We start from the raw sequence: 11,925 nt of genomic DNA on the forward strand, positions 1-11,925 counted from the left end.
TGCGCGGCCCGGATTGCTGCGCGGCCGAGGCCGCGCACGGCACCAGCACGTAGCAGGCGGCGGGCGGGGTCTGGTTCATGGGGCCGCGGTGACACCGTGCCCGTCCCCGGGAATCCACGGATTTCAGCCATGCAAGGATCCGGAGTGATGCACCGGAAATTGGAATGATTGTAGCTTCAAGTAAATTGTGCGATACTTGAAACAAGAACAATTCCACCCTCCTCAGAATGGATCGGCAGCCATGAGCACCACCCAGGACCAACTCTCCGCAGACCTCTCCATGGGCACCGTGATGCTCAAGGTCGGCGACATGAAGAACATGAGCGGCTACTACCAGAAGGCACTTGGCCTCGAGGTCGTCTCCGAATCCGCCCAAGGGGTGGGACTGGGCCGCCAGGGCCTGGAGCTCGTCCACCTGTCCGACGGCAAGGGCCTGGACCTGCCAGCCCGAGGCGAAGCCGGCCTCTTCCACACCGCACTGCTCTTCGACACCCAGGCCGACTTGGCCGCCACCGTGCTCTCCTCGGCCCAGTTCGACGGCTCGCTGTTCACCGGAAGCTCCGACCACCTGGTCTCCGAGGCGTTTTACTTCAACGACCCGGAGGGCAACGGCATCGAGCTGTACTGGGACCGCCCGCGCAACACCTGGACGTGGAACGGAGACACGGTTGCCATGGACACCATCTACCTGGACCCGAACGACTACCTGAACAAGCACCTGAACGAGCAGGCCGTCAGCGAACTGCGCACGACCCGCGCCGGAATCGGCCACGTCCACCTGCAGGTGGGCGACGTGCCGATGGCCGAAAAGTTCTACGTTGACACCCTCGGCTTCGCCAAGACCACCAGCTTCCACGGCCAGGCGCTGTTCGTCTCCGCCGGAGGCTACCACCACCACATGGCCATGAACGTGTGGAACTCCCGCGGCGCCGGCCCGCGCAAGGACACCCTGGGGCTGGGAGAGGTTGTCATCACCGTCCCGAACCAGGACGAAGTGGGCGCGCTCGCCGACCGCCTCAAGGTCGCGGGCGTCGCCAGTCACCACACAGGAGCCGAACTGCGCTTCGAGGATCCGTGGCGCAACCAGCTGCGCGTTGCCGTCGGCTAGGAGAACTCGGCTGAGACTACGCTGCGTTGACACTTGCTCTTTGGGCGGGCAACTCCGGTGCTGTCGTGGCGGAACTTTCGGAGGTCACGATTGACGGCGATGCGGCCCCGGCCTTCGGGGCCGCATCGCCGATTCCGGGTTCCCGCTGGCAACGAGGATAAAAGCCATTCCCTGGTCGCCCAAGAATGCGGGTGTTTCCTAGAGCCGGGCGATCCGACCGGGCGTCGTGGTCTCCCTGAACGTGACGTGCCGTCTTAGCGCCTGCCGTGCGGGATTGGCGATGCGAGGCAGGCCTCGGGGCAACAAGGAAGAGCATGCGCGTTCCCGGAGCGGTGGCCGCATCGGCACGGCTATTCCAACGGTGGCTGCGGGGCGTCGTTCGGCGGGGGAGAAGCCGGTCCGGTGGGAACGGCCGCCTTGGCCGGGTCGTCGGGTCCCTGGTCGAGCCGGAAGGGCGGGTATTCGTCCCGCAGAAGAAGGGTGTATGCGAGGACGCGGTATATCCACCGGTTGATCCCCATGACCAGGTCGAAGAGCGGGCGCTGGTAGCGGCCGGTGAACAGGAGCATGAAGGCGGCGATGAGCACCAGGATGCCCAGCAGGGAGAACCCTGCACCGTGCCAATAATCCGATGACCAGTTCCCGTTGACATCCCACGATGACCCGGTGTGGCTGCCGTTCCATGATGACCAGGCGCTGCCGGTAAATACGGAGACGATGAGCAGCTGGGGGATTGCAAGCAGCCACCATTTGACCAGGACAAGCCCGTGGGAGAGCTTTTCGGGGTATTCGACGTCGAAGTCGGCGGGGTAGCCGGTGGAGGCGAGGGTGAACGGAGGGTACTTGTCCGTGGCCAGGGCCGAGTAGGCGTAGAAGGACACCCGCCAGCTCCAGCGCAGGACGCCGACGGCGAACTCGAAGAGGGGGCGCGGGTAGCGGCCGGTGAACAGGATGGCGAATCCGGAAATGATCGTGGTGATGATGACGGCGAACCACAGGAAGAACAAGATGATGAAATGGGGCACGGCCAGAAGCCACTTGACCAGCCACAGCCAACGGGACAGCTGCGGGTCCAAGTGCCCGGAAAGCCGTGCGGGGTAGTCCTTCCGTGCGGCCAAGTCCGCGGACGGTTGGCCGGGCGTCCCCGTCCCGGGTGCGCGTGTCCGCCTGCCAAGGAGGATGGCGCCGAGTGCGATCAGCCCGGCGCCGATGACCAGGGCTATGATTCCACCGATCCACAGGCCGGTGTTGAGCGCCCCGAACAGTTCGGAACGGACCGCGGCCTGCACGTTGGCCGTGATCCCGGCACCGGCGTCGGCATTCATGATGACCACGACCCAGTCGCCGCTAGGCAGGTCCACGGTGACCTGCTGGATGCCAGGCCCGGACGCGGAGGCGGCCCAGAAGTCCTGCCCGCTCGGCGGGGAGGGGACCGCCGCTCCGGGGACGTCCCGGGACTGGAAGCGGAACGGCGATGTTTCCACGCCGGTGATCTCGGTGGTGTGGACGCCGCCGAGGTAACGGTCGACGTCGCTTTTGGGGCCAATGCCGATGAAGACCTGGCCGCCGGGTGCCGTGGACTCGGCAGCCAGTCGCAGGCTGCCCAAATTGAAGGGAAGTGTGTCGGTGTCGGTCAGGGCGGGTGGAGAGGTCAGTGCGTAGGACGCGGCGGATAATTGACGCATCGGGGTGCTGAGATAGCCGTCGGGTCCTTGGCGGGACAGGACAGCGGTCGAGGCAATGCCGCCGATGATCGCACCGAGGCCAACCAGCGCGAGCAGGACGCCCATCACCAGGGCTACGACGGCGCCCGCGACTCCGCTGCGAACAGTGCCCGGGCCCGGTGTTGTGCCTTCGGTCGTTGGATTGACCGTCATGTCATCACTCGCCTTTGGTGGTTTGCCGCTCTTTCGGAACCATCGACCCACAACCAGGGGTTTGGGTCATCGGCTGTCGACGTGATCGGGTCGATACCGGGAAGGGATTCGGCCTGGCCTTGCGAGTCCTTAGCCACAGGGTGCATTGCCGTATTGCCACATGGCGGGGGTGGGTCGGGAAGCCCATGTGGAGGGAATTTCCATGCCCGATGCCGTAATCCTCCGCCGGTACCGGTGACTTTTCAAGGCCTGTGGCCGGGCCGGGCGATCGCCGCCTTCGCCTTCGCTTTCGGCGTCGTCCCGTTCTCGTTCAGGGGTATCGGGCGGGCCCCTGCTGTGGCGGTTGCCTTGTTCCTGCCGGATGCCGGGGCGCAGCGGGAACATGTCCGAAACGGACGGTTGACGGTTCAGCCAAAAGCAGGGGAATCGGCCGGGACCAAGACCTTGACCGCCCGGGACCCGATCCGGATGGTTGCCGGAAGCGGGCCGGCCATCTCGCCGTCGGCGTAGATGTTTAGCGGTTTGTTGGCGCTGATTTCCACGGTGTGCCCCCGTGCCGAATCGATGTTGGCCTGCCCAAGGTGGCTGCCCCGGTAGGAACGCAGGAATGTCGCCGCAACGCCGAGCGCCGTGGAGCGTCCCAGCGACACCACGTCCAGCAGGCCGTCATCCACCTTCGCCTCAGGGCAGATCCGCAACCCGCCGCCGTACTGGCCGACGTTGCCCACGGCGATGAACCACCCCGGGAAGGTGGACGAGCACCCGTCCACGGTGAGCGTGAACCTCACGTTGCGCCAGCGGGCCAGGGCCTTGAGCCCTCCGTAGAGGTAGGTGAACGGGCCGAGGTTCATCCGGGCACCGTTGCCGTACTCGTTGGCCAGCCCGTCGAACCCGACGTTTGCCACGCCGAGGTAGGCGCGCCCGTTGACGAGTCCCAGGTCCAGCTCGCGCACCGCAAGGTCGTTGATGCCCCGGACGGCCCTGGCCGGGTCGAGGTCCAGTCCGAGGCGCCTGATGCTGTCATTGCCCCGGCCGCCCGCCAGCGGCAGCAGGACCGCCCCGGATTCCGCGGCACCGGCCGCCGCCGCCCCCAGGAAACCGTCCCCGCCAAGGACCGCCACCAGCGACCCTTTGGCCGCGGAGCGGACCCGTTCGGTGGCCTGTTCGAGGCTGTCGGTGACGGAAACCACCGTGGTGAACCCGGCGCCCTCCAGCGCCTCGGCAACCCGCGGCAGCAGTCGCAGCCCGCGGCCGCGTCCCGCCGTCGGGTTGACCAGGAGCAGCACCGTGCCGCCGGCGAATCCGCTCATTTCACGGTTCCTTCACTGCGCATTCCATCACTGCGCGTTCCTTCGCTGCGCGCGTCGAGGCCGATCGCCAAGATGCGTGCCGCCCGTTCGCGGGCCCTGTCCGCGTCCTCGGGCACCAGGGCAAGCCGGGTGCGCCTGTCCAGCAGGTCGTCGATGCTCGCGGCGCCCTCCGCCCGCACCGCGAAGAGAAGCTCGGCTCCCGTGATCTCCGTTCCCTCGAAGACCGGTTCCGCCAACAGCGGGTCCTCCCGGGCGAACCGGTGCACGGTTTCCGCCTCCGTCCCGTACTTTCGGATGAGCCGGGCCGGCGCGTCGAGTGCCTTGAGTTCCTTTCGGCGGGCCGCGCCCACCAGCGGCAGGTTCCTGGTGCGGCTCTTCTGGGTGGAGCCGAGCCGGACGACCACCGCGTCGACAGCGTCCTGGGCCATCCGCCGGTAGGTGGTGAGTTTGCCGCCCACCACCGTGACCGGCTGCCCCGGGATGTCGGTCACCAGGTGCCGCCGGGAAATGTCCGCCGTGCCTTCCCTGCCGTTTGCGTGTTTGCCGCGCACCAGCGGGCGCAGTCCGGCAAAGGAGCCCACGACGTCGGCGCGGGTCAACGGAACGGCCAGCGCGGTGTTGACGACCCCCAGCAGGAAGTCGATGTCGTGTTCCGGCACGGCGGGTCGGTGGCCGTCGGAATGGCGGTCTTCCTCGTCCGTCAACCCGATGTAGACGAGCCCCGTGGGCTGCGGCAGCACAATCACGTACCTGCCGAAATGCCCCGGGATCTGGACGGTGTGCGCGGCATGGGGGTTGCCCAGCCGCGCGGAACGCACCACCAGGTGGGTCCCGCGGCTGGGGGTCAGCTCGAGGTTCTCGTTGAAGCCGGCCGCCCAGACGCCGGTGGCGTTCACCACGGCCCGCGCGGTGATCCGGACCGGATCGCCGGTCCGCGTGTCGGTCGCGGTCACGGAGGTGGAATCCATGGCCGTTGCCCTCACGTCTCGCATCACGTGCGCACCTAGCCCGGCGGCCGTGCGCAGCACACCGAGCACCAGTCGGGCGTCGTCAAAGACCTGGCCGTCCCAGTAGAGCAGCCCGCGCCGCAGGCTCTTGGCCTCCAGCGCCGGGACCATGGCGGAGACTGCCTGGCTGGAGAGCAGCTGCGGGCGCGGGAGCGTGGTGCTGCGCAATCCCGAGGCCCGGCGCAGCAGGTCGTAGACCACCACGCCGGCCCCGGCGACCACGGCCTCGTGGGCGGGGGAGTCCTTGGCGTCGGGGATGATGAAACCCAGCGGGTGGACCAAGTGCGGGGCGATGGTCTGCATCAGCCAGCGGCGCTCCACCGCGGATTCCCAGGCGACCGGGAAGTCGGCCTTGGTGAGGTAGCGCAACCCGCCGTGGACAAGCTTGGAACTGTAGCCGCTGGTTCCGGAGCCGAAGTCGTTGCTTTCGACCAGCGCCACGCTCAACCCCCGGCTCACCGCGTCCAGTGCCACGCCGGCCCCGGTGATGCCGCCGCCCACCACGGCCACGTCCACGGTGTTGGCCGCGACGTGCCCCAGCGCACGCGAACGTGTTGCGTCGTTGATCCACGTCTTGTCGGTATACGTCGCTGTCATGATGCACTCCCGGGGGTCAGGTACCGCTCAAGCATTTTCCGCACTTCGGCCAGGGATTCCTCGAAGGTGCCGAGTTTCAGCAGGACCTTCGAGGACAGCGCCACGCCCTGCAGTGCCAGCAGCAGCGTGGTTGCGGTGCCGGGGCCCGCCTCGACGCTCCCGTCGGAGGTTCCGAGCTCGATCAGCGAGCGGATCTGTTCAAGGATCAGTTGCTGGCTCGAACCGAACCTGTCAGTCACGTAGGGGATCAGGAACTCGGGGTCGCGCTCGCCGATGGAGGCCAGCAGCGGCGAGGTGGCGAACACCTTCACGCTTTCCACGGCGAAGTGGACAAGCTGCTCGCGCCCGGTCCCCTCGGGGGTCCCGGTGCGCAGGGTTGCCGCGTGGGAGCGGAACTCGCGGGTGAGGGTCTGCAGGACCGCGTTCTCCACCGAACCCATGCGCCGGTAGAACGTCATGCGGGAAACCCCCGCCCGTTCGGCGATGTCATTGGCGGTGGTGCGCCGCACGCCGTGGAGGATCACCGAGTCCCGGGTGGCGGTGAGCAACTTTTCGTCGCTTTGCATGATGGTACGTTGTGACGACATGTGTCACACTGTATCCCATGGTGACGCACATTACAGAGGAAATTCCCCGCTCGGTTTGGTACGGCTGGGGAGACCCGGCCCGGGCACGGCCGCTGGGGGCCGGCGCGCTTGGCTATCTGCGCAACACGCTCGGCCTCTCCGGCGTGGAGCCGAACAACCCTCCGGTCGATTTCTCCGCCGTCCGGGTGGGCGCAAGCCAAATCGACGACGAGACGCTGGCCGAACTCCGGGTCATCAGCGGAGCCGTACACGTCTCCACCGAGGACTCCGAACGCATCCTGCACTCGGGCGGGAAAAGCACGCCGGACCTGATGCGGCTGCGCGCCGGAGACGCCCTGGCCGCCCCGGACGCGGTGGTCTTCCCCGGCGACGCCGGGGAGATCCGGGAGATCCTGGCGCTGTGCGTCAGGCGCGGGATCGCGGTGGTGACCTTCGGCGGCGGAACCTCGGTGGTCGGCGGCGTCGACCCGGTCCGGGCAGGCTTCGCCGGGGTGGTCACCCTTGACATGCGCCGCATGGACAAGCTGCTGCACATCGACCCGGTCTCCCGCACCGCCACGCTCGAGGCCGGGATGCGGGGGCCGGGGATCGAGGCCGCGCTGCAGGCCCACGGGTTCACGCTCGGCCATTTCCCGCAGAGCCACCAAGAGGCAACGCTCGGCGGCTACGTGGCGACCCGATCCGCCGGCCAGGCCTCCACCGGATACGGCAGGCCGGAAAACCTGGTCAAGTCGGTCCGCCTGGAAACCCCCGTCGGGCCCTTTGAGCTCGGCTCCTCCGCCCCGGGCAGCGCCGCCGGCCCGAAGCTGCTCGACGTCGTCGTGGGGAGCGAGGGCATCCTCGGGGTGATCACCTCCGCCACGCTGAAGATCTCCCCGGTGCCCGCGCACAAGTCCTACGGCGCCTGGTCGTTCCCGTCCTTCGAGGCCGGGGCCCGTGCCATGCGCCGGCTGGAGCAGGACGGCGTCCGCGGCGACATGCCCCACGTATGCAGGCTCAGCGACACCGACGAGACCGCCGCGACCTTCAAGCTCGGCGGCTGGAAAACCGGCCTGCTCTCGCGCTACCTTCGCCTGCGCGGGCAGCGAACCCCAGCGCTTGCCCTCTTTGTCTGGGAGGGCGACGCCCACGAGACCAAGGCGCGCAAGCGGCGCAGCGCCCGCATCATGCGCCGCGCCGGTGGTCGGCCGCTGGGCCCGATGCCCGCCACCGCCTGGGAACACGGCCGGTTCAGCGCGCCCTACCTGCGCGACGAACTGCTCACCCGCGGCGTCTACGTCGAGACCCTCGAAACGGCCGCAACCTGGAGCGACCTGGGCAAGACCCATGCGGCGGTTCGTTCCTCCATCCTCGAGGCCCTTGAGGAAGGCGGCGGCAGCGGGTACGTCCAAACGCACATCTCCCACGTTTACCCCGACGGCGCCTCGCTCTACTACACGTTCCTGGGCGGGCTCGAGCAAGACGGCCTGGCACAAAACGCGAGGGTCAAGGGCGCCGCGTCCCGGGCCATCGTCGCGGCAGGGGCCACCATCACCCACCACCACGCAGTGGGTTCCGAGCACTCGCCGTACCTGGGTGCCGAGATCGGCGAACTCGGCATCAAGGTGCTTCGCGGCATCAAGGACACCCTGGATCCGAGCGGCATCATGAACCCCGGAAAACTCATCCCTGCAGCAACGGAGGAACAAGCATGAGCAAGACCATCGGATCCCTGGCCGGATCCACCATCCTGATCACCGGTGCCGCCATGGGGATGGGCAAGATGTACGCCCGCCTCGCCGTGGAGGACAACGCGAGCCGCGTCATCCTCTGGGACGTGAACGCCGAGCTGCTGGAGGCGACCGCCCGCGAGCTGGAGGGCAGGGGGTCCCAAATCCACACCCAGGTGGTGGACGTCAGCAGGCTGGAAGTGATCGAGCGCGCCGCCGAGAAGACCCGGGCGGAGGCCGGGTCCCCGGACATCCTGATCAACAACGCGGGAATCGTGCGCGGCAAGTACTTCTGGGAACACGACCAGCGCACCGACATCGCCGCCACCATGAACATCAACACGCTGGCCCTGATGCACATCACCCGCGAGTTCCTGCCCGCCATGATCGAACGCGGGCGCACCAGCCGGATCGTGAACGTCGCCTCCGCCGCCGGACTGCTGGCCAATCCCCGGATGAGCATCTACTCCTCCTCCAAGTGGGCGGTCGTCGGCTGGAGCGATTCGCTGCGGCTCGAACTCATCCAGGCCGGCCACAAGCATGTCGCCGTGACGACCTTCTGCCCGTCCTACATCAACACCGGCATGTTCAAGGGCGCCCGCGGTCCGCTGCTGACCCCCATGCTGGAACCCGAGGCGGTGACCCAGCGCGTGTGGCGGGCGATGAAGGAGGGAACTCCCATGCTCATGATGCCGTGGACGGTGAAGCTGAGCACCGCGCTGCGCGGGGTGCTGCCGCTGGCGGCCTGGGACGCGGTTGCCGGGCGCGTTTTCGGCGTCTACAAGTCGATGGAGCATTTCACCGGCCGCCAGTAGGGGAGCCGGGCGGCCCCCTAGCCAACCTCCGGCCACCGGGGATAGCGTCGGATGCAAACGGGTCCGGAAAACCCCCGTGCCCGATGACTACGAAAGGCCAGGCCGTGAAGGCAGCACGTTTCCACGCTCAAAAAGACATCCGCATCGAAGAGATTCCCGAACCCGAGTTGCGCGCCGGCGCGGTCGCCATCGACGTCGCCTGGTGCGGCATCTGCGGGACGGACCTGCACGAGTACCTCGAGGGCCCCATCTTCATCCCGGCGCCGGGGCATCCGCACCCGCTTTCCCACGAGGAGGCGCCCGTGACCCTGGGGCATGAATTCTCGGGAACCATCACCGCGCTGGGCGAGGGCGTCATGGACCTTGCCGTGGGCCAAAACGTCGTGGTGGAGCCGTACTTTACCTGCGGCACGTGTCCCCAATGCAAGTCCGGGAAGTACCACCTGTGCGAAAAGATGGGTTTCATCGGCCTGGCCGGTGGCGGCGGCGGACTGGGGGAAAAGGTCGTTGTCGACAAACGCTGGGTGCACCCGATCGGCGACATCCCGCTGGATGAGGCGGCGCTGATCGAGCCGTTGTCCGTCGGCCACCATGCGGTGGTGCGCAGCGGAGTTGTTGCGGGACAGGTCGCGCTCGTGGGCGGGGCCGGGCCGATCGGGTTGCTCACCGCCGCCGTGCTCAAGGGCATGGGCGTGACAACCATCGTGAGCGAGCTGTCGCTGGCCCGCAAGGACAAGGCGTGGGAGAGCGGCGTTGCCGACCATGTGCTCGATCCCAGCAAGGAGGACGTCAAGGCCCGGGTCCTGGAGATCACCGGGGGCCTCGGTGCCGACGTCGCCTTTGAATGCGCAGGGGTCAACGTGGTGCTGGACACCCTGCTCGATGCGCTCAAGCCGACCGGGGTGCTGGTGAACGTCTCCATCTGGGGCAGGCCCGCCACCGTGGACATGCAGAAAATCGTGCTCAAGGAGATCGACCTGCGCGGCACCATTGCCTACGTGCGGGACCACGCCGAAGTCATCGAGCTGGTGGGAAGCGGAAAGATCGACCTGAAGCCGTTCATCACCGGGCGCATCGCGCTTGAGGACCTGATCGACAAGGGCTTCGACACGCTGATCAACCACAACGAAACGGCCGTGAAGATCATCGTCTCGCCCAGCGGCAGGGGCCTCTAGGGCACCGCATGCCGGCCGCTCCGGCGACAAGACGCGACGGCCCGGCAAGCCCCCTCGAAGGCAGGGGTGCCGAGCCGCCGCCTGGTTTGCGCTAGCCCTCCAGCGAGTAGGTAACCTCCGAGGCCAGCGGCCACCGGGCGAACGACCCGAGCGGATCGGCGGCATCGCCCTGGACCGGCTCCATGGCCTCGTGGTCGATATCCACCGTCAACGCGCCCAGCTGTCCGTCGTTGACCAGCAGGCTCACCCGGACGGGATGTCCTTCAGGCGTCGTGAAGTTCGCGTGCACGGGGAAGGTGTAGTCGCGCGGCACCGTCCGGGCGGTGTCGGCCGGAACCGCGAGATCGAGTTGGTAGGCGAACTCCCAGGGGTTGCCCCAGTACTGCTCCCTGGCTTCGCCCAATTGTTCACGCAGGATCCCGGAACCGAATTCATCGGTTTCCCCAAGGATCCCTTCGATGAGTTCGCGCACCGGTTGCGGCAGGTCGCGGATGGGCAGCTCCTCTTCGGCGGAGCCCGGCCGGGGTGAGGGGCCGGTGCCTTCGCGTGGTCCGTCCAGCAGGAAAGTCACGGTGGTGAGGATTCCCGAACCCACGGCCATGATGGGCCGCGGGTTCGAGATTCCGCGCCGCAGAAGTGCCTGGTGGATCTTGGCATCAAGCACGAAGCCGAGCTTGGTGCTGCCGACGCCCAGCATGGCCAGCCCCAGGGCGAGCGCGCCGCGGAAAACCTTCGTCGTTTCCAGCGGTTCTTCCCGCACGGACCCAAACCATGCGGCGGCACCGGTTACCGCGCCGGTGCCAAAGCACAGGCCCGCCCGGGTGGCCGGCCGCAGCTTGGCCGGATCGATGAGGGTCAGCAGACCGCTTGCCAGCCCCAGGGCCGCTGCGCCACCCAGCCGGGATCGGAATTTTGAGGAGTCGTTGTCTGTTTGATCAGCCATCTGCCCAGCGTACTAGGTAGGATCCGGCACTTCGTGGAGGAACAGAAACCGCGGATGGCCATCCACGGAGAATCCGTGTGGAGCCGTTTCCCGGCGAGGGCCCCGGATGCCCGATCCCGTCGCGGAGGAGCAGCCGGGATCCGGAGCCAGGAACGGCGGCATCGGCACCTACAAAGGCCAGGATGACCTGAATCAATGGAGCGCGGACAGCGCTCCCGCCGCCACCTTGAGGGGGATGCCGACATGCAGGAGCCGAAACCAAAAGCCGCCGCCGGGCGCAGGTGCTGGCCGCTGGCCGTGGCGATCGGTGCGCTGCTGGCGGTGCTGGTAACCGGCGCCTGGGCCGGTTACCGGTCTCCCGCCCGGCATCATCGCCACGCCCTTCATCGAGGTGAAACCGGGCCGCTGGATGGACGTGCGGTCGATCGGCCTGGTTGACGGGGTGAACTATCGACTCGCCGGGGCCGGGGCCGGGGCCGGGGCCGGCGTCCAGGACCAGGGTGCGGGCATCGTGGCGCTGCCCTATCCGGTGGCTGACGACGGGTCGCCGGAGTCGGTGGCCTGGCTCAAGCGCGTGGCGCTGCCGGCCACGTTGGGCGACGCCTCCAACGAATCACTGATCATGGCCCTGGAGCCCGTTGACCCGAGCCGGTTGTCCTCCCTGCGCGCGGTGCGCGTTGAGTACCGCAACGAGAGGGGGATTGCCTACCGCATTGAGGTCGGACCGACGTTCAACACCCAACCCGATTGCTCCGTCGATCCGGACGGGGACTGAAGGGACGTCGCCGGTGAGGTGC

At 67.7% G+C, this 11,925-nt stretch carries 10 protein-coding genes; 5 read left to right on the forward strand and 5 right to left on the reverse strand.

Translation table 11 applies throughout. From position 1 onward, the window contains the following. Positions 1–241 precede the first annotated feature (241 nt). The gene (locus tag JOF47_RS05755) at positions 242–1,108 is read left to right on the forward strand and encodes a VOC family protein (protein WP_209996535.1); all 867 of its coding nucleotides are present in this window, start codon (positions 242–244) and stop codon (positions 1,106–1,108) included. 350 nt (positions 1,109–1,458) lie between these two features. Here the strand turns inward: JOF47_RS05755 and JOF47_RS05760 are convergent, their stop codons facing one another. From JOF47_RS05760 to JOF47_RS05775, 4 genes are all read right to left on the reverse strand, one after another. Then, positions 1,459–2,985 carry a DUF4389 domain-containing protein gene (locus JOF47_RS05760; protein WP_209996536.1) on the reverse strand — a complete coding sequence of 509 codons (1,527 nt, stop codon included), beginning with the start codon at positions 2,983–2,985 and terminating at the stop codon, positions 1,459–1,461. 407 nt (positions 2,986–3,392) lie between these two features. After that, positions 3,393–4,295, reverse strand: a complete 903-nt coding sequence (locus JOF47_RS05765; RefSeq protein WP_209996537.1) for a diacylglycerol/lipid kinase family protein — start codon at positions 4,293–4,295, stop codon at positions 3,393–3,395. Next, on the reverse strand, positions 4,292–5,899 hold the full coding sequence (locus JOF47_RS05770; protein WP_209996538.1) for a glycerol-3-phosphate dehydrogenase/oxidase: 1,608 nt from the start codon (positions 5,897–5,899) through the stop codon (positions 4,292–4,294). Before JOF47_RS05770 ends, JOF47_RS05765 begins: the two co-directional genes overlap by 4 nt. After that, positions 5,896–6,486 carry a TetR/AcrR family transcriptional regulator gene (locus tag JOF47_RS05775; RefSeq protein WP_209996539.1) on the reverse strand — a complete coding sequence of 197 codons (591 nt, stop codon included), beginning with the start codon at positions 6,484–6,486 and terminating at the stop codon, positions 5,896–5,898. Before JOF47_RS05775 ends, JOF47_RS05770 begins: the two co-directional genes overlap by 4 nt. A gap of 17 nt (positions 6,487–6,503) precedes the next feature. Here JOF47_RS05775 and JOF47_RS05780 point away from each other — a divergent pair, with 17 nt between their 5' ends. From JOF47_RS05780 to JOF47_RS05790, 3 genes are all read left to right on the forward strand, one after another. Continuing rightward, complete coding sequence (locus JOF47_RS05780; protein WP_209996540.1) at positions 6,504–8,180, forward strand: FAD-binding oxidoreductase; 1,677 nt, start codon at positions 6,504–6,506, stop codon at positions 8,178–8,180. Further along, positions 8,177–9,010, forward strand: a complete 834-nt coding sequence (locus tag JOF47_RS05785) for an SDR family oxidoreductase (protein ID WP_209996542.1) — start codon at positions 8,177–8,179, stop codon at positions 9,008–9,010. Before JOF47_RS05780 ends, JOF47_RS05785 begins: the two co-directional genes overlap by 4 nt. A gap of 104 nt (positions 9,011–9,114) precedes the next feature. Continuing rightward, on the forward strand, positions 9,115–10,185 hold the full coding sequence (locus JOF47_RS05790) for a 2,3-butanediol dehydrogenase (RefSeq protein WP_210001428.1): 1,071 nt from the start codon (positions 9,115–9,117) through the stop codon (positions 10,183–10,185). A gap of 91 nt (positions 10,186–10,276) precedes the next feature. Here the strand turns inward: JOF47_RS05790 and JOF47_RS05795 are convergent, their stop codons facing one another. Then, positions 10,277–11,128, reverse strand: a complete 852-nt coding sequence (locus tag JOF47_RS05795) for a hypothetical protein (RefSeq protein ID WP_209996543.1) — start codon at positions 11,126–11,128, stop codon at positions 10,277–10,279. Between the two features lie 409 nt (positions 11,129–11,537). Between JOF47_RS05795 and JOF47_RS05800 the strand changes: the two genes are divergently transcribed. Continuing rightward, positions 11,538–11,903, forward strand: coding sequence for a hypothetical protein (locus JOF47_RS05800; RefSeq protein ID WP_209996545.1), 366 nt, complete (start codon positions 11,538–11,540; stop codon positions 11,901–11,903). The last annotated feature ends 22 nt before the right edge of the window (positions 11,904–11,925 follow it).

It is taken from the genome of Paeniglutamicibacter kerguelensis, from assembly GCF_017876535.1.
GTDB lineage: Bacteria > Actinomycetota > Actinomycetes > Actinomycetales > Micrococcaceae > Paeniglutamicibacter > Paeniglutamicibacter kerguelensis.

Coding starts and splice junctions, on each gene's coding strand:
- JOF47_RS05755 (WP_209996535.1), top strand. CDS start 242: ATGAGCACCACCCAGGACCAACTCTCCGCAGACCTCTCCATGGGCACC.
- JOF47_RS05760 (WP_209996536.1), bottom strand. CDS start 2,985: ATGACGGTCAATCCAACGACCGAAGGCACAACACCGGGCCCGGGCACT.
- JOF47_RS05765 (WP_209996537.1), bottom strand. CDS start 4,295: ATGAGCGGATTCGCCGGCGGCACGGTGCTGCTCCTGGTCAACCCGACG.
- JOF47_RS05770 (WP_209996538.1), bottom strand. CDS start 5,899: ATGACAGCGACGTATACCGACAAGACGTGGATCAACGACGCAACACGT.
- JOF47_RS05775 (WP_209996539.1), bottom strand. CDS start 6,486: ATGTCGTCACAACGTACCATCATGCAAAGCGACGAAAAGTTGCTCACC.
- JOF47_RS05780 (WP_209996540.1), top strand. CDS start 6,504: ATGGTGACGCACATTACAGAGGAAATTCCCCGCTCGGTTTGGTACGGC.
- JOF47_RS05785 (WP_209996542.1), top strand. CDS start 8,177: ATGAGCAAGACCATCGGATCCCTGGCCGGATCCACCATCCTGATCACC.
- JOF47_RS05795 (WP_209996543.1), bottom strand. CDS start 11,128: ATGGCTGATCAAACAGACAACGACTCCTCAAAATTCCGATCCCGGCTG.
- JOF47_RS05800 (WP_209996545.1), top strand. CDS start 11,538: ATGGACGTGCGGTCGATCGGCCTGGTTGACGGGGTGAACTATCGACTC.